Source organism: Streptomyces sp. NPDC048644 (assembly GCF_043199105.1).
Taxonomy (GTDB): Bacteria; Actinomycetota; Actinomycetes; order Streptomycetales; family Streptomycetaceae; genus Streptomyces.
The window spans coordinates 540,801-563,933 of the sequence record NZ_JBICVO010000004.1; the positions used below are offsets into that span (position 1 = coordinate 540,801).

Sequence of the window (23,133 nt, forward strand, 5' to 3'; positions counted from 1 at the left end):
GCCGGCCCTGGCCGCGCCGGGTCCTTCAGTCCTCCACGGCCTTCGGAGGGGCCGTGGGCGCCACCCCGATCGCCGTGGCGCCCCGCGGCTGCGGAGCCATCCGCACCGCCTGTTCCTGGGAGTACGCGCGGAGATACCCGACCACGGTGTTGGTCACGGCGACCAGCGGCACGGCCACCACCGCCCCGCCGATCCCGGCGATCAGCCCGCCGGCCGCGACCGACAGGATCACCGCCAGGGGATGCACCCGCACCGCGCGCCCGAGAATGAACGGCTGGAGGATGTGTCCCTCGATCTGTTGCACGGCCAGCACCACGGCAAGCACCATCAGGGCCGTGAACACGCCCTGGGTGACCAGCGCGACGACGCACGCGAGCGCACCTGACACCACCGCACCGATCAGCGGGATGAAGGCGAACAGGAAGATGAACACGGCCAGCGGCACGGCGAGCGGCACGTTCAGGAAGTACAGCCCGATGCCGATGAAGATCGCGTCGATCAGGGCGACCAGGACCGTGCCCCGCACATAGGCGGTCAGCGTGCGCCAGGCGCGCGGCCCGGCGCCCGCGACACCCTCACGGGCCGCGCCGGGAACCAGCTTGAGCACCCACGACCAGATCCGGCGGCCGTCGTACAGCAGGAAGAGCGTGGTGAACATCGCCAGCAGAATGCCGGTCAGGACCTCCAGCACGACGGTGACCCCTTCGAGCCCCGCCGAGGTGATCGCCTCGGTGTTGGCGCCGACCGCGTCCTGAAGGTTCTTGGCGATGTTGTTGATCTGCGCCTCGGTCACGTGGAACGGGCTCTTGAGCAGCCAGCCCTTCAGCTCGGTGATGCCTTCCAGGATGCGGCTGGAGACCGAGTCGATATTGTCCTGCACCTGCCACACCACGAACCAGCCGACCAGGCCCATGATGACGAAGCCGCCGATGAAGGTCAGCGCCGTGGCGAACCCGCGCGGCAGCCCGCGGCGGCGCAGCCAGGCCACCGTCGGCTGGAGCAGCGCGGTGATCAGCAGGGCCGCGACGAAGGCCAGCACGACCAGTTCGATGGTGGTGATGACCCGGGCCAGCACCCAGAGCGTCCCGGCCAGCACCAGCAGCCGCCAGCCGGCCTCGGCGGCGACCCGTACGCCCCACGGCACGGCGGCGACCGGATCGGGCCTGGCGGACACCGCGGGCGCGTACGCGGGCGGCGCGGGCACGGATTCCGGCGGACGCACCGAGACGGCTCCCTCGCCCCCCGGGGACGCGTCGGAAGGCCGCGCCTCCTGGGGGGAATCGGCGCCCTTCTGAGGAGCGGTCAGCGGCACGGGCGGGGCTTCGCCGCCGGACGCGGCCCCTCCCCCGGCGGACGGCGGGCCGGTCTCCGCGGCCCCCGGGGCTCCCGACTCGGCCGCGCCGTCCGGGACATCGGGGCGTACGGCATGCCGCAACTCCTCGGGGTCGTCGGCCGCCGCCGCGGACTCCGCACGGCGGCGCTGGTCCTCCAGCCGCCGCGAGAGCCGCGTCAGACCGGCGCCGAGGCCACCGACCCACTCAGGCAATCTGGACATGTCGCTTCCTCTTCCCCTCCCGTCCCCCACATCTGACGGGACGACGTTACCCGCGAAGGACGCACGAGACCCCCGACGCTGACGCGGTCGGGGGTCTCGGTTGCGCTGTGGTGCTGCCGGAAGCCGGCGGCGGGCCTAGTACCAGCTGTTGGCCTGCCAGAACTGCCAGGCGCCACAGGGGCTGCCGTAGCGGCTGTTCATGTAGTTCAGGCCCCACTTGATCTGGGTGGCCGGGTTGGTCTGCCAGTCGGAACCGGCGGAGGACATCTTGGAGCCGGGGAGTGCCTGGACCAGACCGTAGGCGCCCGACGAGGCGTTGGTGGCCTTGTAGTTCCAGCCGGACTCGTGGCTCACGATGTTGCTGAAGCACTGGAACTGCTCGCCCGGGATCATCTGGCGCGCAATGGCCTGCGTCTCGGCGATCGTGTAGGAACCCTTGGCGACGAAGTCGCCGGCGTCACGCGCTGCGGAACGGTTGGCGGCGAGCTTCTTCTTCTCGCGCGCTTCCGCGTCCGCCTTCGCCTTGGCGTCGTCGGCGGCGTCCTTCTTCTCCTGCGCGGTTTGTGCGGCTGCCTTGCGTGCCGACTCCTGCGCGGTCTTGAGGGCTGCCGCATCCGCCTGGGTGGACTGGTCGTCCGCCTGCTGCGTCAGGGAGGCCGTCTGCACCTGGGCCTGCTGGCCCGCGGGAATGTCTGCGATCGTCGCATCGGCAGCGGTGGCTTCGGTGTTGGCGACCGAGCCCGGCTCGTTGCCTGCGGCGACGCCGACCACGGCGCCGACGGTGGTGACCGCGGTGGCGGAGGCCACGGCGAATCCCCGGACCGAGATCCGGCTCACACGATTTCCTTCCAGCATCGTCCGCATAGGTGACCTCGCGGACGCAATCGTGCCCCTGGCGCTGGTCTCCCCTTGTTCCGCCCCCTGTTGAGCGGTAGGGGACGGCTGGTCACGGGAGGCACGGGCCCGGTACGTACCCCTCGGGGTCCGCGTGGTGCTCGGGCGGCATACGGCGATTCGCTATGAAGTTCGGGTGTTCCGCACCTCTGGGGATGCTGGTTGTGCCGTATGCGGGGCCTGACAGGACCCAGACTCTGCCCGAACGAGATGCCGGGAATCAATTCTCCACTGGGTGTGAAAGCTCACACCTCGTTTACCCCCAAGTAATTTCGGTTATTCCCGCGCACAGGAACGCCGTCCGGCTAAGCTCCTTGGCTTCGCCGGACGGCGCCGCGGTTCACAACCGGTCAGATCCTGCCGTCCTCCAGCATTTCGGTCACCAGCGCGGCGATCGGCGACCGCTCCGAGCGGGTCAGGGTGACGTGCGCGAAGAGCGGATGCCCCTTCAGCTTCTCGACCACGGCCACCACGCCGTCGTGCCGCCCGACCCGCAGGTTGTCGCGCTGTGCGACGTCATGCGTGAGCACCACGCGCGAGTTGGCCCCGATGCGGGACAGCACGGTCAGCAGGACGTTCCGTTCGAGGGACTGGGCCTCGTCCACGATGACGAACGCATCGTGCAGCGACCGGCCGCGGATGTGGGTGAGCGGCAGCACCTCCAACATGCCGCGTCCCACCACCTCTTCGATGACCTCCTTGCTCGTCACCGCGGACAGCGTGTCGAAGACCGCCTGAGCCCAGGGGCTCATCTTCTCCGCCTCGCTGCCCGGCAGATAGCCGAGTTCCTGGCCGCCGACGGCGTAGAGCGGGCGGAACACCATCACCTTGCGGTGCTGCTGACGCTCCAGCACCGCCTCCAGGCCCGCGCACAGCGCCAGCGCCGACTTGCCGGTGCCGGCTCTGCCGCCCATCGAGATGATGCCGACCTCCTGGTCGAGCAGCAGATCCAGGGCGATCCGCTGCTCGGCGCTGCGTCCGTGGATCCCGAACGCCTCCCGGTCGCCGCGCACCAGCCGGACCGCACCCTCCGGGGTGACCCGGCCGAGCGCCTTGCCCCGTTCGGACTGGAGCACGAGCCCGGTGTGCACCGGAAGTTCGGCGGCTTCCGGTACGGGGGCGACCTCGTCGGCGAACAGGTCGTCGATCTGCTCGGCGGCGACGGTCAGTTCGGCCATCCCCGTCCAGCCGGAGTCGGTGACCGCCAGTTCGGCGCGGTACTCCTCGGCCAGCAGGCCGACCGATGACGCCTTGATGCGCATCGGCAGGTCTTTGGAGACGACGGTGACGTCGTAGCCCTCGGCCTGGAGGTTGCGTGCCACCGCCAGGATCCGCGAGTCGTTGTCGCCGAGCCTGCTGTGCTCGTTGAGGAAGGCGGCGGGCAGGATCGCGGGATCGGAGTGGTTCAGCTCGACCCGGAGCGTGCCGCCCAGATCCCCGATGGGAAGGGGCGCATCCAGCCTCCCGAACTGCACCCGGTACTCGTCCAGCAGTCGGAGCGCCTGCCGCGCGAAGTAACCCAACTCTGGATGGTGCCTCTTGGCCTCCAACTCCGTGACCACGACGACCGGCAGCACGACTTCGTGCTCGTCGAAGCGGGACATGGCGCCTGGATCCGCCAGCAGGACGCTGGTGTCGAGGACATAAGTGCGCCGGCCGTTCTCACGGCGCTTCTTGCTGTTCACCACGGGTGGACGAACCCCCTCGGATGAGGTCGGGGTGCGACGGCGTCGCGGGGGACAGGACCGGCATCCGGCCACGTTGCACGGGCCGAAGACCGGCCCTCCGCGTCGGCCGTGCACGGGGCACGATCGTCCGTGATGTGCAAAGGGCCTCCCGGGCGGACGACCCCATGCCGTCCGCTGAGATACGGCGCCCGTGTCTGATTCCGGACGCCGACCTGGAAGGGATATTCCCGCGAACCCGCACGCCCATGCCACGGCATATGACACACAGGTGATGAACCTTGGGTTACGCGGCGCCACGGCGGGGCGCGCCCCGCAGGAACGCGCCCGCTCACTGCGCCCCGGCGGGCCGGGAACGGCCTTCCTGCCGGCGCACTGACGGCCGGGCACATCCCGGTGGGGATGCGTGCCCGGCCGTCAGGTGTGGCGGTGCCGTTCCGGTGGCGGTGCCGCTCTAGAAGCCGTAACGCCGGTGCCGGGCCGCGTAGTCGCGCAGCGCACGCAGGAAGTCGACCTTCCGGAACGCCGGCCAGAAGACCTCGCAGAAGTAGTACTCGGAGTGGGCGCTCTGCCAGAGCATGAAGCCGGAGAGGCGCTGTTCGCCGCTGGTGCGGATCACCAGGTCCGGGTCGGGCTGGCCGCGGGTGTAGAGGTGCTCGGAGATGAGGTCGATGTCGACGATCTCGGCAAGCTCGTCGAACGACGTGCCGCGCTCGGCGTGTTCGTGCAGCAGGGAGCGGACCGCGTCGGCGATCTCCTGCCGGCCGCCGTATCCGACGGCGACGTTCACCAGGACGCCGGTGTTGTCGGCGGTGTCCTGCTCGGCCTTCTTGAGCACCTGCTGGGTGTCGGCGGGCAGCAGGTCGCGGTTGCCGACGTGGTGCACCCGCCAGCGACCGCCGACCGCCAGATCGCGCACGGTGTTCTCGATGATGCCCAGCAGGGGCGTCAGTTCCTTTTCGGGCCGGTCGAGGTTGTCCGTCGACAGCAGCCAGAGGGTGACGACCTCGACGTCGGTCTCCTCGCACCACCCGAGCAGTTCGCTGATCTTGGCGGCGCCGGCCTGGTGTCCCTGTTCCGTCGTCCGGCCGTCGGCCCGCGCCCAGCGGCGGTTGCCGTCGAGGATCACGCCGATGTGCTTGGGCACCTGGGTGTGGTCCAGGCGGCCCTCCACCCGGCGCGCGTACAGCCGGTACACCAGATTCCGCAGTGCAGGCGGATACGGGATGCGCACCCCGGAAGATCGCAGCATGTGTGGTCCAGCCCCTCCGTGCCCATGGCGGTCGCCCCGTCGCCTAAGTCGGCAACTTTACTTCTCGGGCGTCTCAACAGCCCAATCAGGTATGTCACAAGTCCGTGATAAGGAGATGACCATGACTGGTTCCTCTCCTTACTGCGCCGCGGAATCACGCTATGACTCCATGGAGTACCGGCGTACCGGCCGCAGTGGCCTCAAACTTCCGGCCATCTCCCTTGGACTCTGGCACAACTTCGGCGACGACCGCACCCTGGCGTCCCAGCGCGCGATCCTGCGGCGCGCCTTCGACCTGGGCGTCACGCACTTCGACCTGGCCAACAACTACGGCCCGCCGCCCGGCTCGGCCGAGCTGAACTTCGGAAAGATCTTCGCGCAGGACTTCAGGCCCTACCGCGACGAGATGATTCTCTCGACCAAAGCCGGATATCAGATGCACCCCGGTCCTTACGGGGAATGGGGATCGCGGAAATATCTCCTCTCGTCGTTGGATGCGTCGCTGAAGCGGATGGGTGTCGATTACGTCGATATCTTCTACTCGCACCGCTTCGACCCGGAAACCCCGCTGGAGGAGACGATGGGCGCCCTCGCGTCCGCCGTCCGGCAGGGCAAGGCCCTGTACGCGGGCGTCTCCTCGTACAACGCCGAGCAGACCCGCGAGGCGGCCAGGATCCTGCGCGGGATGGGCGTCCCCGCGCTGATCCACCAGCCGTCCTACTCGATGATCAACCGCTGGACCGAGGACGACGGCCTGCTGGACACCCTCGAATCCGAGGGCATGGGCTGCATTTCCTTCGCACCGCTGGCGCAGGGTCTGCTGACCGACAAGTACCTGCACGGCATTCCGGAGGGCTCGCGCGCCGCACAGGGCAAGTCGCTCGACCCGGATCTCCTGTCCGACGAGGTCATCCGGCGGCTGCGCGGTCTGCACGACATCGCCGCCCGCCGCGGCCAGTCGCTGGCCCAGCTGGCGCTCGGCTGGGTGCTCCGCGACGCGCGGATGACGTCCGCCCTGATCGGCGCGAGCAGCGTCGGGCAGCTGGAGGCGAACGTCGCGGCGCTGGCCGCCCCGGTGCTGACGGAGACCGAGCTGGCCGAGATCGACGAGTTCGCCGAGACGACGGACGGCGTGAACATCTGGGCACGCCGGGGCTGACGTACCTCCGGTGTCCTTTACGGGCGGCGCGTGCAGGCCCGGCGTGCCGCCCGTGCGGTCAGTTGCCCCACCGTGCCGCCGCCGTCCGCTCCTCGATGGAGGCGCGGTACGGCGGGGTGGTGCGCTCGTGCAGCACCCCGCCGGGGAACGAGTGGGGCGGGGCCTTCTCCGGGCGGGCCACGGCCTGCGCGACGACCTCGTCGACGAGCGTGGTGGTCATCGAAAGCCGCGGGTAGGCCGCGTGGATCGCGGCGCCCGTGGCGTCGCTGATGAAGTCGGTATCGCGGCCGAAATCCATCCCCACCCCGGCCCTGACGAAGGCGCACAGCGTGCCCCGGCGTTCGGCGATGCCGGGCGATGTGTGCAGGGCGATGGCTTCCCACACGGCGTCGACCTGCCCGGCGGGCAGGTTCTGCTCGGTGAGGAAGGCCGCGGCGGCGTCCGCCCCGTCGACCTCGAAGCGCTGCCGTCCGTTGCCCCGCTCGCTGAGGCCGATGTCGTGCAGCACACAGGCGAGGAAGAGCAGCTGCGGGTCGTAGTCGCAGCCGGGCTCGGCGCCGCGGTGGTCGGCGAGCAGCCGCGCGAACAGGGCGCTGCGGATGCTGTGGTGGGCGATGGGGGCGGATTCCTCCCGGATGACGAGGTGGAGCGCGCGGCGGGTGAGCGGGTCTTCCGGCAGCGCGGGGATCAGCTCCCGCGGCGCGGGAACAGCCTTCAGACCAGCTGTGACCTGGGATTCTCCTGGAGTCATGGCTCCATGCTCGGCCCGGTGGCTGCGCATCTACAGTGGCAGGAACGCCAGGTTGCGAGAGGATCCTGCCATGTCCGACCGCTCCCCCGCTCCCGCCGTCCTGCCTCCGCACGACGTGGCGGTCCTGGTGCTCCCTTCGGTGCTGCCGCTGGACCTCGGCATCCCGGCGCAGATCTTCGCGCCGCGCGAGGAGCCGACGCCCTACCGCCTCACCCTCTGCGGCGCGGCGCCAGGACCGGTGCCCACCACCGCCGGGTTCGGCGTCACCGTGGAGTCAGGTCTTGAGGCGGTGCGCCGGGCAGACACGGTGGTGGTCCCGGGGTTCGCTCCGCATCTGCGCACGCCGGAGCCCGCGGTGCTCGACGCGCTGGCCGCCGCGTACGCCAGGGGCGCGCGGCTGGTCTCGATCTGTACCGGCGCGTTCGCCCTGGCCGCGGCCGGTGTGCTGGACGGCCGCACGGCGACCACCCACTGGCAGAACGCCGGCGAGCTGGCTGCCCGCCATCCGCGGGTACGGGTGGATCCCGGCGTGCTGTACGTCGACGAGGGACAGGTCCTCACCTCGGCGGGGGTGGCCGCCGGCATCGACCTGTGTCTGCACCTCGTGCGGCGGGACGTGGGGGCGAAGACGGCCAACCGGGTGGCGCGCAGCCTGGTGGCCGCGCCGCACCGCGAGGGCGGCCAGGCCCAGTACGTGCAGCACCCGCTGCCGCCCGAGTCCGACGGCGCCTCGCTGGCCGCGACCCGCAGCTGGGCGCTCGACCGGCTGCACCAGCCCCTGTCGGTGGCGCTGCTGGCCGGGCACGCCAGCGTCTCGCCGCGGACCTTCGCCCGCAGGTTCGTCGTGGAGACCGGGGTCACGCCCCTCCAGTGGCTGCTGGCCGCCCGCCTCAACCGGGCCCGTGAGCTGCTGGAACACAGCGATCTAAGCATCGACAGGGTCGCCGACGAGTGCGGCCTCGGCAGTCCGTCCAACCTCAGGCGGCACTTCCGCCGGCTGCTCGGCACCTCGCCCCGCGCGTACCGGACGGCCTTCACGGCGCCGGAGAGCTGACGGGCGTCGTACGGCGGATGCGCGTCCGGGAAACAAAAAGCGGGCCGGTCCGTGGGGGGGATACGGACCGGCCCGAGGGGGGGTCTCCACCATAACCCCGACCGAGGGGTGGTGCGTGCAGGACGCGCAACCCGGTGTGCCCCGGTCGCGCGCCGGGGCTCACGGGCCGCCGCTCAGCCGGCCGCGGCGGCTGCGGGCAGCAGTCCGCAGAGGGCTCCGACGATCATGAACGGGCCGAGCGGCATGGGCTCCTGGCGCCGGCCACGGCGGGCGAGCAGCAGTCCCGCGCCCCACAGCGCGCCGATGAACACCCCCGCGGCGCCGCCGGTGAGCAGGGCGCGCCAGCCGTACCACCCCAGGGCGATGCCCAGGCCGAGTGCCAGCTTGGCGTCGCCCAGGCCGATCCCGCTGGGGTTGACGGCGAAGAGCAGCAGGTAGCACGCGCCGAGCAACAGGCCGCCCAGCAGTGCCCGCAGCCAGGATCCCGACGTGCCGGTGAGCCAGCCGACGAGTCCGAGCGCCGCGGCGGCCAGGGCGGCGAGCGGCAGCGTCAGCGCGTCCGGGAGACGCCGCACCCGCCAGTCGACGGCCGCCAGGAGGACGGCCACGGGGGCCATCAGCAGCCAGGCGGCCAGCTCGGGGCGGGCGCCGGTGGCCGCCGCGAGCGCCGCGCAGACCAGTGCGGTCGCGGCGGCCGTCGGCAGCGCCGCGGGCCCGCAGGCCGTCCGGCACCGTGGGCAGCGCGGCGGTCCCAGCCAGCCGCCGGCGTATCCGGTGAGGGGATGGCCGGCGGGGCAGTGCGCGCGCCAGTCCTCCTCCGGTTCGACGGCCATCCGGTGGGCGGGGCGGGGCAGCAGCAGTCCGGCGGCGGCACCGTAGGCGGCGGCGAGGGTCATCAGCGTCGGCGACACGCGACGACTGTAGAGGGCGGCGGTCCCGGCGCGTTCGGACTCCGCGCGCGGGGCTGGTAGAACGGCGCCCATGGGCTCGAGGAAGCGGTGGCGGGACGGCGCGGGGACCTTGCACGGCGCGGATGTGGTGGTGCCCGTCGAGGTCGCGGCGTCCTACCGGGCGCGCACCCGGGGGCTGTTGGGACGCGACGGCATCGAGGGCGCGCTGCTGCTGACCCCGGCGAGCGGGGTGCACACCTTCCGGATGCGGTTCGCGCTCGATGTCGCCTATCTGGGGCGGGACTTCAGGGTGCTGGCGGTGCGGACCATGCGCCCGGGGCGACTGGGGCTGCCACGGCCGCGGTCCCGGCACGTACTGGAGGCCGAGGCGGGCGCGATGGCCGGATGGGGCCTGCGCCCCGGTCTGACACTGGAGGTACGCCCCACGCCCGAGCCACCCACCTCACCCTGAGAAGCGCCAAGTTGACCGCCGCGCCGCCCTTGGGTGAGCCGGTCAGCTCGTGCGTGACGGGGCCGCACGGGCTGAAGGTGCCTTCATCGCTCAGCGAGAATGAGGGCATGGAACTGCATGGGGACAAGGTCGTGCTGCGTTCGGTGGCCGATGGCGATACCGAGATCCTCGAAAGGGTCGTACGAGAACCGGAAGTCGCGGCGTGGTGGTCGCCTCCGGACGGCTATGAGGGCATGCTGGCCGTCGTTTTCGATGGTGAGGTCATCGGCGCCGTCCAGTTCGACGAAGAGACCGATCCCGAGTTCCGCCATGCCGGCATCGACATCTTCCTGACGGCGGGGAGTCACGGGAAGGGGCTCGGTGCCGACACGGTGCGCACGCTGGCCCGGTGGCTGGTGCGGGAACGCGGCCATCACCGGCTGACCATCGACCCCGCCGTGGCCAACACCGCGGCGATCCGCTGTTACCGCAAGGTCGGGTTCAAACCCGTGGGGATCATGCGGTCGTACGGTCGCGACCACCGAACGGGCGCCTGGCAGGACGGGCTTCTGATGGATCTGCTCGCAGACGAGCTGTCCTGACGCGGTCGGCCTTCGGACACTTCGGGGCGTGACGCGACAAGGGCCGCATGGGCTCTGTTCGGTGGGCCGCTCCACCGTCACCGACGGCCATCGGCGAGATCCGCGCGACAACGGTTTCCCGGACAGCGCGAGAACTGCGCCGCCACCCACCGAGCCGTCGCCGGCTCGGTCGGCACCGTCGTCAGGAAGCGCGGGGAAAGCTGACCTCCACCCGGCGGTTCTTCTTGCGGCCGGCTTCGGTGCCGTTGTCGGCGATGGGGTACTGCTCGCCGTAGCCGCGGACCTGGAACGTCACCGATGAGTCCAGGTTCTCGGCCAGTTCGCGCTGGACGGCGTGGGCGCGTTCCTTGGACAGCTTGACGCCGTGGGCGGACGAGCCGAGGCTGTCGGTGAAGCCGAAGACCCGCAGGTCGGTGGCGTGTTGGCGTTCGGTTTCGGTGGCGATGGCGCCGATGCGGGAGCGGGCGTCCGATGACAGTTCGGCGCTGTCCTTGCCGAACAGCACCTCGGCCTGGAGCGAGAACGTCACATTGTCGTTGGTGTCCTGCCGCTGCTCGGCGCCGTCGTCGGTCTCGACCACCGACTTGATGTTGAGGACCTTCGACGGGGCCAGCTTCGCGCCCTGGACCATGCGCAGGTCGGGGTCGCGGGCGTCGATGCGGACCGGTGGTGTGCTGTCCTCCGTGATGCCGGGCGGGGTGGTGGCCCGCGCGGCGGGGACGGTGAGCGCGGCGGTCAGCAGCAGCACGGCTGCGGTGGCCGCGGTGCGCGGCAGAGAGGGGGTGCGGGGCGGGTGCGGCGCGGTCATCGGCCTCTCATTCCGTGATCTGCACGCTGGCCGGCGGCATGGTCGGCAGCTGGAAGTCGACCTCGGTCACCTTGGCGGGCGGCGCGGGGAACTGGGCGAAGATCGGGCGGCTCGCGCCGGGTTGCAGTCCGCTCAGGCCGGTGGTGCACAGGCACTCGCCGTCGGTGTCGCGGAGCACCAAGTACCGCTTCTTGCCCTCCTTGTCGACGAGCGTGGCGCCGGAGAGGGAGGACCTGGAACGCATCTCCGATTCGTTGGAGCGCCAGTCGATGGCGTTGAAGACGCGGCTGCCGTGGTTGGCGACCGTGCCATTGACGGTGACGAAGCCGCCGGAGTCGCGGATCACGGAGTGCAGGGTGACCACGACGCCGTCCGGGCCCTTGATCTCCCCGATGGCGTCGTCCGCTTCGGCTGCGGGGGCGGTGGAGCCGGTCTCCTGGGGGGCGGTGCTCCGTTTCGGGTGGCTGCCGTCCGCTTTCTGGGAGGCGGCACCGCCGCCTCCGCAGCCGGCCACGACCAGTGCCAGGCCGGCCGCGCTCGCCATGGCGACCGCTCCTCGGGCGGCTTTCGTGGTGCGCCGCATGCTCATGGGTGCGAATCCTTTGGTCGTCAGCGGGTCATCGGTCCGGCCGGGCGGCGAGAGCTCCTCGCGGTGCGCGCGGCGGCCGGTGTGCCGCGTGGGCGGGTGGTCATCGGGCGAGCCGCACGGAGAACAGGTCGGCGGCTTCCGGGAGACCGTGGAGCGCGGCGGGGTCGAGCTGCCAGGCCCGTCCGTCACAGACGAGGCGGACGGGGGACGGCGCGTCCCCCGACCCGTCCCCGCCGGGCTTGCCTTCCCCCTTGCCGTCCTTGCCGGCCTCGCCGTTGGCGTCCTTATTACCGTCCCCGCCCCTGCCGTCGCCCGATCCTTCGCCCGGCGTGTCGGTGACCGTGCAGCGCGGGGCGACGACCGCGGTGGCGTCGGCGGTGGCGTGGGTGTGCTCGGTGCCGGGGATCACCGAACTCCCCACGGCGGTACGGGAGGTGACGCGCACCGCGAAGGAAGTGGGCCAGGAGTCGGGGGTGCAGGAGGAGACCGTGGCGTCGTTGCGGCCGGCGAACCAGGCGGCGTGGTCGCAGGCGGCGCCGGAGTCGACGCCGCGGCCCTCGATCAGGTCCTGCCAGGCCGCGCCGTGCCGCAGCGCGTCGATGAACCCCTCGCCGAGCTGGTCGCGGTACTGCTGCCCGGCAGCCAGCGCAGCGGCATCGGCCGCGGTCTGCGCGCCGTTGCGCGTAGCGGCGGCCTGGCCGACGGCGAAGAAGGCGAAGGCGAGGAAGAGCAGCCCTGCGACCGCCACGATGTAGATCGGGAAAGCCTGGCCGGCATCGCGCCGGCGGCGCGCGGTGAGGGCCGTCATGGCGGTGGCGGCAACTAGATGCCGACGACGTCGGAGATCTTGTTGGCGATGGCGTTGGCGATCTGGCTGCCGAAGTCCGTGGTCGACAGCACCAGGACGATCGCCACGACCACCGCGATGATGCCGAGGTACTCGATCGAGGTCTGTCCCCGGTCGTTCCCCAAAATCCGCTTCGCCATCGTCTTTCCCTCCATGGGCGGCCGTCCCGCTCTGGTCCGGCTGGGCTGTCCCCCCGGTGTCGGCGCGTAGCTCCGCGGTCACGACACGAGAAAAGTACGCCGGATAGGCGTTCCCGGAACAGGGAATCCGTACCCAATACTCCTGCGGGGACACGGAGAAGAGACACAGCGCAGCTTTTCGGCCACTCAGGGCACTCGGGCCCGGCAGCGCATTTCGCACCCCGTTCACCCCCGATCCCCCTCCGGGACCATCCGATAGCGATACCGACGCCGTGGCGGGCCGGCCGGCCCGACCGCACCGGGGTGCGGGGGAGCCGCCGAGGCCCCACTGTGGCACAACTCGTTGCTCCAGCGAAGGTGTTGACCCAAAGCTGCGGTGTCCCGCGGGGGGATCCGGCCGGTTGCGCGGGCGCGCTGCGCAACGGGGGCACGGCCGCCCCGGCGCGCGGCGCCCTGCGCCCTCTTCCGCCCCTGGTGGCCCCGCTTGACGCCCCGTCCTTCACTCCCCCAGCAGGGAGCCGAAGTGGGTGCCCGAACCGAGGAAAAACCCTGCGATCAGCAGGATCATGGTGGCAGGGACCATGAAGGTGGTGACGACCATGGTGGCCTTGGGCACGGCGCGGGCGGCACGCCTGCGGGCGTTCTGCGCGTCCGTGCGCCGCATGTCGTCGGCGATCTGGATCAGCGTGTCGACGATCGGCGCGCCCAGCTCCTCGCCCTGCTGAAGTGCGGTGACGAACTGCGCCACCTGCTCCGAGTCGTTGCGTTTGCGCAGTTCCTCGAAGGCTTCGCGGCGGCTGACACCCATGTCCATCTGGCGCAGGGTGATGCGGAGTTCGTCGGCCCAGGGGCCTTCGTAGCGGTCGGCGACGCGGTCCAGAGCCTGGCGGAAACCGAGCCCCGCGCTGACGACCACCGCGAGGACGTCCAGGAAGTCCGGCAGGGTCCGCTCGATGGTGTCCTTGCGCTGGCGGATGGCGGCCCAGATGCCGACCTCGGTCCAGAACAGCGCGAAGAGGACCATCAAGACGCCCAGGAGCGGCTGGCCGCGCAGGAACATCACCAGCGCGCCGAAGACGCCGAGCGCGCCGTAGACGGCGCGGCGGGCGGCGTAGCGGTCGACGGTGAGACCGCCGGGGTTGCCCGCGAGATCGATCCGGCGGCGGACCCGGGCGACGCGCTTGTCGCCCATCAGCCGCAGGACCGCGGGCGCGTAGCGCATGCCCGTACGGTCGACGGCCGAGCCGACGGCGGTGGTGCGGGTCGCGCCGACCTCCAGGGACACCGCGAGGTCGGGCGGCAGCCGGGCCTCGCTGCGGAAGAGCGCGAGGCCGTAGCAGATGCCGGCGACCGCGAGCGCGAGGGCGAGCGCCAGCAGGATTCCGATTCCGATGCCCATTGCGGTACCCGTCCCCTACACGTCGATCTTGGAGAGCCTGCGGATGAAGAAGAAGCCGAGCCCGTAGAGGACGAAGGCGGCGACGACCGCGAGCTGGCCGAGGAAGGAGGAGGTCATCCGGTCGATGGCGCCGGGCGCGATGCGGTTCATGAGCAGCAGGGTGCCGATACCGAGCAACGGGACGACGTAGGCGGTGACGACGACCTGGGAGAGCTGGGTGCGGACCTCACGGCGGGTCTCCTTGCGCTCCTCCAGGGTCTTGGTGAGGTTGCGCAGCGAGCCGACGACGGTGCCGCCCGCGCGGTTGGCGAGCACCAGCGTGGTGACCAGAACGACCAGTTCGCGTGAGGGCAGGCGTTCGGCGAGTTCGCCGAGCGCCTCGTCGACGGAGTGGCCGACGGCGAGCTTGTCGGAGACCTTGGCCAGCTCCTCGCCCGCCGGGGCCTCCAGTTCCTCGGCCGCCATGCCCAGGGCGGTGCGCAGCGCGAGCCCCGCCTGGGTGGCGTTGGCCAGGATGCGGGAGAGTTCGGGGAGCTGGTTGATGAACTTCTCGATGCGCTTCTGGCGCTGCCAGTTGAGGAAGGCGAAGGCGGCCCAGATCACGGTGAGCGCGGCGATCGGGCCGAAGAACGCGGCGAGGGTGGCGTGCGCGATCACCCAGAGGACGACGACCGCGGCGAGCAGGTGGACGGTGAACTCGCCGGGGGTGACGTCGAGGCCCGTGGCGGCCAGCCGGCGTTCGATGCGGCGGCCGTAGCGGGTGCGGCGCAGCGCGCGGTCGACGGAGCGGAAGCGGCGGCCCCGCCCGGCCACCGGCAGGCCGCGCTCGTCGGCGAGCCGCTCCACGACGGCCTGCCGCTGGGCCCGCCCGGCCGCGTACGTCCGTATCCCGGCCACCGCGAGCGCCCCGCAGAGCAGGGTGGCGCCGATGGCGGGCAGCGCGGGGTCGATGCCGCTCATCGGGTGTGCTCCCTGGGGGACGTGGGGATGGGGCGGCGCGGGGCGGCCGGCGGGGCGGGGGTCATCGGGCTTCCCGGGTGGCGAGTTGGTCGTCGGTGGCGGCGACGCCGAAGGCGGGCGGGGTGGCCTCGCCCGCCATGAAGAGGCGTTCGGCGATCCGGCGGGGCAGCGGGAAGTAGCGGAACCTGCCGTGCACGACGCGGTCGGCGGCCATCGGTTCGGCGTCGAAGCGGCAGACGGTGGCGATGCGGTAGTCCTCGTGGCCGCGCGAGTCGAGGAGGGCGATCTCGCTGATCCGGCGGGTGCCGTCGGCGTGTCTGCCGAGCTGGACGAGGCAGTCGACGGCGCTGTTGATCTGGTCGCGCAGCGCCTCGAAGGGGATCTTGACGTCGGACATGGAGGCGAGGGTCTGGAGCCGCATCAGGGCGTCCTCGGCGCTGTTGGCGTGCACCGTGGCCAGCGATCCGTCGTGTCCGGTGGACATCGCCTGGAGCATGTCGAGGGTCTCGCCGCCGCGCACCTCGCCGACGATGATGCGGTCGGGGCGCATGCGCAGGGAGTTGCGTACGAGGTCGCGGATGGTGATGCGGCCCTTCCCCTCGACGTTGGGCGGGCGGGATTCGAGGCGGATGACGTGGCTCTGCTGGAGCTGGAGTTCGGCGGCGTCCTCGACGGTGATGATCCGCTCGCCGTCGGGGATCAGCCCGGACAGCGCGTTGAGCAGGGTGGTCTTGCCGGCGCCTGTGGCTCCGGAGACGACGATGTTGACCTTGGCGCGGACCAGCGCGGCCAGCAGCATCAGCATCTGGTCGTCCAGGGTGCCCATGCCGATGAGTTCGGCGAGGGTGTAGGCGCGCGGGAAGCGGCGGATGGTGAGGGTGGCGCCGTTGAGGGCGAGCGGCGGGATGATGACGTTGACGCGTTCGCCGGACGGCAGCCGGGCGTCGACCATCGGATTCGACTCGTCGACGCGGCGGTTGACGGTGGAGACGATCCGCTCGATGGTCTGCATCAGCTGCTCGTGCGAGGCGAAACGGACGGGGACCAGCTCGACCCGGCCGGAGCGTTCGACGTAGACCTGGTCCGGGCCGTTGACCATGATCTCGGTGATCGAGGCGTCCTCCAGGAGGGGTTCCAGGACGCCGAGGCCCAGCGCCTCGTCGACCACCCGGCGGATGAGGCGGCCCCGTTCGGCGGTGGAGAGCACCGGGCCCTCGCGGCTGATGATGTGGCCGAGCACCCGCTCAAGGCGCGAGCGGCGTTCGGCGGCGGCCAGCGACGACATCTCCGCGAGGTCGATCTCCGCGAGGAGTTTGGCGCGGTAGACGGGCACCAAATGGCCGTCCTGGCGGGGCTCTCCTGCGGGCTCCGGCGTACTGATCCGGCCTTTGAGACTCATCGCGCGACGGCTCCTTCCCAGGCGGCGACGCCCGGCGCGGGCAGGTCCGCGGGGCGGGGCATCGTCGCGCTGCGGCTGGCGGTGCCGAAGCCGACGCCGGGGATGACGGAGGGGATGGTGACGGTCGCCGTGGCACGCACCGCGCCGCTGCCGCCGCCGACGCTGATCCGCGCCCCCTCGGCGACCCAGCCGCTCATCGCCGCCCGCCCGGCGGCCTGCGGCCCGCTCTCCCGGTCCGCCGCGTCGAGGGACGCGGTCCTGGCGGCGGCGCGGGCTCCGGTGCCGGCCTGCTGGACGGCGTAGGCGGCGAGGCCGAGTTGGACGACGGCCAGCGCGACGAGCAGCAGCAGCGGCAGGAAGCCGAGGAACTCGATGGACGCCTGCCCGCGGTCCCGGCCACGCCCGCGCAGCCGGGCGGGCACCAGGCGCAAGGCCGCACCCGTCCGCGTTTCCGTGATCCTTCCCATCCCCTCAGCCTTCCTTCGCCGCGCCCGCGGTGCCGGTGACCGTCCACGGGAAGTCGCCCGCCCCGGGGAAGAGCACCGGGACCTTGATGCGTACGGTCGCCTTCCACAGTCCGGCTTCGGTGCCGCAGGACGTGCTGGCGCCCTCGCGCCAGGAGGCGGGCAGGTCGCGCTCGGCGGCGGTGCGGCAGGCGCCGGGGCCGCCGTCGAGGGTCGCGGTGGCCGCGCGGGCGCCCTTGTCCGCGGAGTTGGCGGCGAGCGTGAAGGTGTAGCCGACCAGCACGAACTGCCAGAGCAGGACGAGGACGAGCAGGATCAGCGGGAGCATGCCGAGGAACTCCACGGAGACCTGGCCCCGGTCGCTGCCGCCCAGCGGGCGCCGCACCGCTCAGCCCTCCGGGGCGGCCGGGTCGCGCGGTCCTGGCGCCGCTCCCGGCGCCCGGTGGGCCGCCGTGCCGGGGCCCGCCGTCAGGGCCTTGCGCTTGCGGCCGGTCAGCGAGGGTCTGGCGCGGTGTCCGGTGCGGCCGTGGACGGCCTCGGGGGCGTCGATCAGGCCGAGTTCACCGGCCAGCGCCCCCAGGGCGGCGCGGACCGTGGACCGGCTGTCGAGGTCCTGCATCCGGCCGGAGTCGACACACGGCTGGAGTTCCTTGAAGGCGGCCGGGACCGTGGTCCTGGCGACGTGGGTGCCGGTGGCCTTGGCGACCAGCGGCGGCTGGATCTCGGTGTGCCGGGTGAGGCGGTTGACGACGGTGGTGGTGTCCTCGGCCTTGCGGATCTGGAGTCTGTCCCAGAGCCGCACCTGCCGCTTGGCGGCGCGTACGGACACCACGTCGGGGGTGGTCACCAGCAGGGCGGTGCCGGCGAGTTCGACGGCTGCGGCGTTCGCGGACTGCATCTGGGAGCCGCAGTCGACGATCACCACTTCGTAGCGGGAGCGCAGCGCGGTGAGGATCTGGCGGGCCGCCCGGTCGTCGACCTCCTCGCCGCGCTCCCCCTCGTCCGGGGCGAGCAGCAGGCCGAGCCCTGTCGGGTGGTCGTGCACCGCGTCCTGGAGGACCCGTACGGAGATGTCGGCGATGCCGGCGAGGTCGACGACGGAGCGGCGGAACTGGACGTCCAGGTAGGAGGCGACGTCACCGGACTGGAGGTCCAGGTCGACCAGCGCGACGCTGCGTCCCGCGCCGCGGGCGGCGAGCGCGAGCTGCACGGCGGCGACGGTGGTGCCGACGCCGCCCTTGGCGCCGGTGACGGTCACCAGGGTGCCGGCCGGTCCCGGCGCCGCGTCCTGGCCGGCCCCGAGGTGGGCGCGTACCCCGGCCGACCACTGGGCGGCGGCCTGGACCCGGGCCGCCAGTTCGTCGTGGCCCAGGGGCAGTTTGACGATGCCGCGGGCGCCGGCGTCCATGGCGGCGGAGAACAGCGCGGGCCCGGCGTCGGTGGTGATCAGGACGACGCCGACGGCGGGGAAGCGGAGCGCGACCTCGCGGATCAGGTCGAGCGCGGGCAGCGGCCCGATCCGTTCGTGGACGAGGACGACTTCGGGCAGCGCCTCGACGGCCGCCGGGCCGCTCGCTCCGGGCGGTACGGCGCCGGCCAGCGTGTCGAGCAGCGCGGTGGAGTCGGCGGCCGGGGGCGCGGGTTCGGCGTGCGGGAGCTGGCCGAGCAGCGCGGCGACGGCGCGTGCGGTGTCGGGGTCGCCGATGGCCGGCAGGATGCGGATGGTCACCGGTGCCTCCGGGTCACTTGTCGCCGTCCAGGGTGTAGGTGCGCTCGCCGGGCGGGATGGTGTTCTGGCTGCCGGGGGCGAGCAGGGCCAGGCGTACGTGGGAGGCGAAGGACTCGGCGTAGGCGACGCGTTGGGCGTCGCGGGTGCCGAGCGCGAAGGTGATCGGGACGGCCTCGCCGTCGCGGCGGGCGGCGGTGGTGTCGCCGGGGTCCTTGGCCTCCAGCGGCGTGAGCTTGCCGACGTCGATGACCTGGGCGCCGGCCACGATGACCTTGGAGACCGGCTTGTCCTCGGGGCGCCTGCCGTCGAAGGTGGCGTAGATGTTCACCCGGGCACCGGGGTTGATCTTGCCGGCCACGCCGGTGGCTGCGTCGATCATGATGGCGATCTCCTGCTCGCCCGGCTTGAGCGCGGGCCGGTCGACGATCATGTCGTCCTGGAGGAGCGATCCCTTGTGCAGCGGGGTGACCGCTATCTTGCCGCTGAGGTCGTCCAGCCGGGTCACGGCGGTGGCCGGCAGCCACCGCTGGGGCACCGTCACCTTCTCGAACTGCCCGGGATCCAGCGCCTTGTAGGCCGCGACGTCGGTCTTCAGCCGGTAGGCGGTCTTCTCCGGGCCGACCTTGGACTCGACGTTCCTGATGACCGACAGCACGCCGATGAATGCGGCGGCTGCGCACAGGGCCGACAGGAGCAGCAGAATCAGTCCGCGGCGCTGGCGTGCGTTCATGGGTGGGGGACCTCGATCGGGGCGGGGCGGGACGGGAAGGGGCGGTCGGCGGGTCCGTACGGGCCGCCCGTACGGCTCAGGGCGTCCGGGCCCCGTACGTCCGCCGGGCCGCCGGGCGCCGGGCGGCCACGGGTGCCCGGGACACCCGGCAGGGCCACCGGGGACAGGCCGAGGCCGGTCGGCGGCGAGTGCGGCGGGGCGGGTGCGGCGGGGCCGGGCGGGGGTGGCGCGGGCGGTCCCGGCAGCGGTGAGCCCGCGGGCGGCGGGCCCGCTATGGCGGCGACCGCGCCGCCGGATCCCGGTCCGGCGGCCACCGCGCCGCCGGGTGCACGGGCCGCGGTCACCGCGCGTCCACCTGCGGTTCTACTGTCCCGTGCGGGCAGCGGAGTGGCGCAGAAAGCGCAGCGGTCGCCGATGAGTTCGAGCCCGCACCAGCGGCACGCCTCGCGGCGTACGGAGGACACCAGCCGGTGCAGCAGGGCCGGATCCGGTATGGCCGCGGCGAATTCGACGAGCTTGCGGGTGCCCCACCACTGGGCCGACTCGGCGGGCAGCGGCACTTCGTAGCCGCCCTGGACCTGCCAGGAGGGTGCCAGCACGCCTGACACCCAGTCGCCGGCGAAGTGACCGCGGGCCGTCGCGAGTTGGGTGCCGTACGTGGGCCCTTTCAGTCCGGCGGTGGTGGAGTTCCGCTCCAGGCGGACCAGTTGCGGTTCGGGGTGGGCGAGTACCGCGAACTGCGCGCCGGGCAGCCAGGACGTCACGTGGGAGCGCAGGTCGACCGGCACCCGGTCCAGGCCGCTGACGGTGCCGAGCAGCGCACCGGCGTGGATGTAGTGCGCCAGCAGCCGCGCGGCGCAGGCCAGTACGCCGGGGGTGAGCGCGGACAGGGACAACTGGCGGAGCTGGCGGGCGAGTACGGCGACGCCGAGCGGCGGCAGTTCCAGCGGCACGATCGCGATCCGGTCGCTCTCCAGGAGTGCGCGGAGCGTGTGGAGTCTGCGGACGTGCTCGGGCGGGCAGGCCGCGGAGTACAGCACGATGAGGTGGCCGTGGTGTTCCAGCACGGCACCGGTCTCCGTCAACGCCTCGTCCAGCGGCTGGAGTCCGGGTGCGCGCAGCACGACGGCGGCGGGGGTCTGCCGGTCGGTGGCGGGCAGGGCGAGGTCGGGGCTGGTGACTGCAATCGCCGTCGGCACGTCGCTCCCCCACTCCCTTCGGCCTCCGGGGGCCCCGGGACCGCGGATCGGCACAGCTCTGCGCCATCGGCGCCATACGCCCAGCACTTTATCCGCGAGATACGTCCGGGAGAACACGTTCCGGGTCACTCGTCACTCCCACGGGACGCTGCGGAACATGCCGTTCCACTGCCTCCCCCTTCGCCTTCCCGCTTGCGCGCCGCTCACGCGCGGCAACCGGTTGTGTCCTGAACCTTGACAGGTTCAATGGTCTGGACCACGTTGTACGGCAGCACAGGGGCCCCTGAGCGCGCATCCGCATACCAGCCAACTCCCCCCCCACGGAGGCAGTCGTGGTTCGCGCACGATCAGGAAAATTGCAGAGAGGGCTGCTGGCCACAGCAGCCGCCGCCGCGCTGGTGTCGGCCGGCGTCGCCACGTCGGGCACCGCGCAGGCCGCGCAGGACACCCGGCCGCAGCAGTCCGCGCCCGCCCCGTCGGCGGGTGCAGCCGCCGTCCCCAAACACGCGGTGACCGGTTACTGGCAGAACTTCGACAACGGCGCCACCGTGCAGAAGTTGAAGGACGTCGACGACGCGTACGACATCATCGCGGTCTCCTTCGCCGACGCGACGGGTAAGCCGGGCGAGGTCACCTTCAAGCTCGATCCGGCGGTCGGCTACGGCTCGGACGACGACTTCAAGGCGGACATCAAGGCCAAGCAGGCGGCCGGCAAGTCGGTGATCCTTTCGGTCGGCGGCGAGAAGGGCGCGGTGTCGGTCAGCGACTCCGCGTCGGCCGAGAACTTCGCCGCCTCCCTCAACAAGCTGATGGACGACTACGGCTTCAACGGCGTCGACATCGACCTGGAAAATGGCCTGAATTCCACCTATATGACGCAGGCGTTGAAGGCCGTGCACGCCAAGCACAGCGACGTCGTGGTGACCATGGCGCCGCAGACCATCGACATGCAGTCACCGCAGAACGAGTACTTCAAGACGGCGCTCGGCATCAAGGACTTCCTGACCGCCGTCAACATGCAGTACTACAACAGCGGTTCGATGATCGGCTGTGACGGCAACGTCTACTCGCAGGGCACCGTGGACTTCCTGACCGGCCTCGCCTGCATCCAGCTGGAGAACGGCCTCGACGCCTCGCAGGTCGGCATCGGCGTCCCGGCGTCCTCCAGCGCGGCCGGCGGCGGCTACGTCGCCCCGTCCGTCGTCAACGACGCGCTGGACTGCCTGACCAAGGGCAGCGGCTGCGGCTCCTTCAAGCCGTCCAAGACCTACCCGGGCCTGCGCGGCGCGATGACCTGGTCGACGAACTGGGACGCGTCGAACGGCAACGCCTTCGCGAGCCAGGTCGGCGGGCACGTGCACGGCCTGCCGTAACGGTGTGACGGGCCCGGGTGCGGCGGGCCCCTCGTGCGCCACCCCCCACGGCGGGGCCCCGTGCAGTGACTGCGCGGGGCCCCGCCTGCTGCGTGGGTGGATCAGCGGCGGGCGCCGGACGGCTTCGGCAGCGTGCAGCCGTCCTGGCTCAGGTCGAGCTTGTTACCGGCCGCGAAGCACTTCGGGATCCCGTAGGTCTCCTCGGCGTAGTTGGTGCCCTTGTGGACGGTGACGTTGCCGCTCTCGTCCACCTCGCACGGGTTGTTGACGGTGCACTTCTCGCCGTCCTCGTTGCCCGTGTTGTTGATGGCCGCGACCTTGCCGGTGGCGTCGTCGAGCACCGGGGAGCCGGAGGTGCCGCCGATGGTCTGGCACTCCGGGGTGTAGCGGACCGAGTCCTTCCAGGTCCAGTCGCCTTCCTTGAGTTCGTGTACGAACCCGTCGACCTTGCAGGAGTAGGTCTTCTTCCAGTACCCGGACACCACGGTGATCGCCGCACCCTTGGCGGGGTGCTCGGTGGCCAGCTCCAGCGGCTTGATGCCGTACTTCTGCTGGATGTCGGCGTAGGTGGAGCCGGTCTCGTAGAGCGAGACGTCGGTGTCGGTCATCGTGGCGTACGCGACCTTGGTGGCCTTGATCGTGCCCAGGTTGCCCGCCTTGGCGTCCAGCACGGTGAAGCTGCGGCTGGACGGCTGGTCGACGAGAACCTCACCCGCGCCGGGCATCCCGGACTCCAGGCAGTGTCCGTTGGACATGACCAGGGCCTTGTCGGTCTCCTTCGACGTGGGCATCTTGACGATCGATCCCGAGCAATTGCTCAGTGCGACCGTGCCGGCGAAGTCCACCGCCTTGGTGTGCTGCCCTGCCTTCGCGGGGGCCGCGGATATGTGTGCCGCGCCCTTCGCCGCCGCCGCGTCGGACGCGGTGGCTGCCTTGCCCGGGAGGGGGGCGGCGCCGGCCGTACCGGCGGTGCCCACCAGGGCTGCGGCTCCCAGAACGGCCGTGGCCAGGGTGCCGACGAGAGGTCGATTCATTGTGGGGGTCCTCTCAAGCTTCCGTCACCGAAGGTCCGTACGTACCTTCGGTTTTGTCGTGCGCATTGTTAGCGCCGACGGGCCCTGAGGCAATGAATCCGGGGATATTGATGGCAAGTTGATGTGGCGACAGGAAACGGCCTCGTGGACCGAGCCCTGTCGCCACTGC

Annotated in this window: 24 protein-coding genes; 5 read left to right on the top strand and 19 right to left on the bottom strand. The window is 71.6% G+C overall.

The window, feature by feature from the left end; all coding sequences use genetic code 11:
• Window positions 1-25: 25 nt before the first annotated feature.
• The 4 genes from ACGFNI_RS12040 to ACGFNI_RS12055 form a co-directional block, all read right to left on the bottom strand.
• Window positions 26-1,555: an AI-2E family transporter gene (locus ACGFNI_RS12040; protein ID WP_393682906.1), complete on the bottom strand. Its 1,530-nt coding sequence runs from the start codon at window positions 1,553-1,555 to the stop codon at window positions 26-28.
• A gap of 135 nt (window positions 1,556-1,690) precedes the next feature.
• Window positions 1,691-2,392 (bottom strand): transglycosylase SLT domain-containing protein, encoded by a 702-nt coding sequence (locus tag ACGFNI_RS12045; protein ID WP_393682908.1) that lies wholly within the window; start codon window positions 2,390-2,392, stop codon window positions 1,691-1,693.
• A 407-nt stretch (window positions 2,393-2,799) separates the two neighbouring features.
• The gene (locus ACGFNI_RS12050) at window positions 2,800-4,137 is read right to left on the bottom strand and encodes a PhoH family protein (protein ID WP_393682909.1); all 1,338 of its coding nucleotides are present in this window, start codon (window positions 4,135-4,137) and stop codon (window positions 2,800-2,802) included.
• 451 nt (window positions 4,138-4,588) lie between these two features.
• On the bottom strand, window positions 4,589-5,386 hold the full coding sequence (locus tag ACGFNI_RS12055; RefSeq protein ID WP_393682910.1) for an isoprenyl transferase: 798 nt from the start codon (window positions 5,384-5,386) through the stop codon (window positions 4,589-4,591).
• A gap of 121 nt (window positions 5,387-5,507) precedes the next feature.
• Between ACGFNI_RS12055 and mgrA the strand changes: the two genes are divergently transcribed.
• A complete protein-coding gene (mgrA, locus tag ACGFNI_RS12060) occupies window positions 5,508-6,545 on the top strand; it encodes an L-glyceraldehyde 3-phosphate reductase (protein ID WP_393682911.1) in 1,038 nt (345 codons plus the stop codon).
• Between the two features lie 58 nt (window positions 6,546-6,603).
• Here the strand turns inward: mgrA and ACGFNI_RS12065 are convergent, their stop codons facing one another.
• On the bottom strand, window positions 6,604-7,296 hold the full coding sequence (locus ACGFNI_RS12065; RefSeq protein ID WP_393682912.1) for an HD domain-containing protein: 693 nt from the start codon (window positions 7,294-7,296) through the stop codon (window positions 6,604-6,606).
• Window positions 7,297-7,366: 70 nt separating this feature from the next.
• Between ACGFNI_RS12065 and ACGFNI_RS12070 the strand changes: the two genes are divergently transcribed.
• The gene (locus ACGFNI_RS12070; protein ID WP_393682913.1) at window positions 7,367-8,350 is read left to right on the top strand and encodes a GlxA family transcriptional regulator; all 984 of its coding nucleotides are present in this window, start codon (window positions 7,367-7,369) and stop codon (window positions 8,348-8,350) included.
• A 173-nt stretch (window positions 8,351-8,523) separates the two neighbouring features.
• Here ACGFNI_RS12070 and ACGFNI_RS12075 read toward each other — a convergent pair whose 3' ends face one another.
• Window positions 8,524-9,261 carry a prepilin peptidase gene (locus tag ACGFNI_RS12075; RefSeq protein WP_393682914.1) on the bottom strand — a complete coding sequence of 246 codons (738 nt, stop codon included), beginning with the start codon at window positions 9,259-9,261 and terminating at the stop codon, window positions 8,524-8,526.
• 70 nt (window positions 9,262-9,331) lie between these two features.
• Here ACGFNI_RS12075 and ACGFNI_RS12080 point away from each other — a divergent pair, with 70 nt between their 5' ends.
• Together ACGFNI_RS12080 and aac(6') are read left to right on the top strand one after the other, a co-directional pair.
• A complete protein-coding gene (locus tag ACGFNI_RS12080; RefSeq protein WP_393682915.1) occupies window positions 9,332-9,712 on the top strand; it encodes a DUF192 domain-containing protein in 381 nt (126 codons plus the stop codon).
• A 107-nt stretch (window positions 9,713-9,819) separates the two neighbouring features.
• Window positions 9,820-10,293, top strand: a complete 474-nt coding sequence (aac(6'), locus tag ACGFNI_RS12085; protein WP_393683055.1) for an aminoglycoside 6'-N-acetyltransferase — start codon at window positions 9,820-9,822, stop codon at window positions 10,291-10,293.
• A gap of 181 nt (window positions 10,294-10,474) precedes the next feature.
• On the opposite strand, the gene ACGFNI_RS12090 is transcribed toward aac(6'), so the two are convergent.
• The 12 genes from ACGFNI_RS12090 to ACGFNI_RS12145 all read right to left on the bottom strand — a co-directional run bounded on the left by ACGFNI_RS12090 (window position 10,475) and on the right by ACGFNI_RS12145 (window position 20,557).
• Entirely contained in the window at window positions 10,475-11,101 is a 627-nt protein-coding gene (locus ACGFNI_RS12090) for an OmpA family protein (RefSeq protein ID WP_393682916.1), read from the bottom strand.
• A 7-nt stretch (window positions 11,102-11,108) separates the two neighbouring features.
• Window positions 11,109-11,690: a hypothetical protein gene (locus ACGFNI_RS12095; protein WP_393682917.1), complete on the bottom strand. Its 582-nt coding sequence runs from the start codon at window positions 11,688-11,690 to the stop codon at window positions 11,109-11,111.
• A 100-nt stretch (window positions 11,691-11,790) separates the two neighbouring features.
• Window positions 11,791-12,498 carry a pilus assembly protein TadG-related protein gene (locus ACGFNI_RS12100; RefSeq protein ID WP_393682918.1) on the bottom strand — a complete coding sequence of 236 codons (708 nt, stop codon included), beginning with the start codon at window positions 12,496-12,498 and terminating at the stop codon, window positions 11,791-11,793.
• A gap of 14 nt (window positions 12,499-12,512) precedes the next feature.
• Window positions 12,513-12,677 (bottom strand): membrane protein, encoded by a 165-nt coding sequence (locus tag ACGFNI_RS12105; protein WP_018089307.1) that lies wholly within the window; start codon window positions 12,675-12,677, stop codon window positions 12,513-12,515.
• A gap of 499 nt (window positions 12,678-13,176) precedes the next feature.
• Window positions 13,177-14,076 carry a DUF5936 domain-containing protein gene (locus ACGFNI_RS12110; RefSeq protein WP_393682920.1) on the bottom strand — a complete coding sequence of 300 codons (900 nt, stop codon included), beginning with the start codon at window positions 14,074-14,076 and terminating at the stop codon, window positions 13,177-13,179.
• Between the two features lie 15 nt (window positions 14,077-14,091).
• Window positions 14,092-15,036 (bottom strand): type II secretion system F family protein, encoded by a 945-nt coding sequence (locus ACGFNI_RS12115; protein ID WP_393682922.1) that lies wholly within the window; start codon window positions 15,034-15,036, stop codon window positions 14,092-14,094.
• Between the two features lie 61 nt (window positions 15,037-15,097).
• A complete protein-coding gene (locus tag ACGFNI_RS12120) occupies window positions 15,098-16,435 on the bottom strand; it encodes a CpaF family protein (RefSeq protein WP_393682923.1) in 1,338 nt (445 codons plus the stop codon).
• Complete coding sequence (locus ACGFNI_RS12125) at window positions 16,432-16,902, bottom strand: TadE/TadG family type IV pilus assembly protein (RefSeq protein ID WP_393682925.1); 471 nt, start codon at window positions 16,900-16,902, stop codon at window positions 16,432-16,434. Before ACGFNI_RS12125 ends, ACGFNI_RS12120 begins: the two co-directional genes overlap by 4 nt.
• Window positions 16,903-16,906: 4 nt before the next feature.
• A complete protein-coding gene (locus ACGFNI_RS12130) occupies window positions 16,907-17,284 on the bottom strand; it encodes a TadE/TadG family type IV pilus assembly protein (RefSeq protein WP_393682927.1) in 378 nt (125 codons plus the stop codon).
• Between the two features lie 3 nt (window positions 17,285-17,287).
• Window positions 17,288-18,628 carry a CpaE family protein gene (locus ACGFNI_RS12135; protein WP_393682929.1) on the bottom strand — a complete coding sequence of 447 codons (1,341 nt, stop codon included), beginning with the start codon at window positions 18,626-18,628 and terminating at the stop codon, window positions 17,288-17,290.
• A 13-nt stretch (window positions 18,629-18,641) separates the two neighbouring features.
• Window positions 18,642-19,358 (bottom strand): Flp pilus assembly protein CpaB, encoded by a 717-nt coding sequence (gene cpaB, locus ACGFNI_RS12140; protein ID WP_393682931.1) that lies wholly within the window; start codon window positions 19,356-19,358, stop codon window positions 18,642-18,644.
• A complete protein-coding gene (locus ACGFNI_RS12145; protein ID WP_393682933.1) occupies window positions 19,355-20,557 on the bottom strand; it encodes a hypothetical protein in 1,203 nt (400 codons plus the stop codon). The genes cpaB and ACGFNI_RS12145 overlap by 4 nt, the downstream gene beginning before the upstream one ends.
• Before the next feature lie 332 nt (window positions 20,558-20,889).
• On the opposite strand from ACGFNI_RS12145, the gene ACGFNI_RS12150 reads away from it, so the two are divergent.
• On the top strand, window positions 20,890-21,930 hold the full coding sequence (locus ACGFNI_RS12150) for a chitinase (RefSeq protein WP_393682935.1): 1,041 nt from the start codon (window positions 20,890-20,892) through the stop codon (window positions 21,928-21,930).
• 101 nt (window positions 21,931-22,031) lie between these two features.
• Here ACGFNI_RS12150 and ACGFNI_RS12155 read toward each other — a convergent pair whose 3' ends face one another.
• On the bottom strand, window positions 22,032-22,964 hold the full coding sequence (locus ACGFNI_RS12155) for a serine protease (protein WP_393682937.1): 933 nt from the start codon (window positions 22,962-22,964) through the stop codon (window positions 22,032-22,034).
• Window positions 22,965-23,133 lie beyond the last annotated feature (169 nt).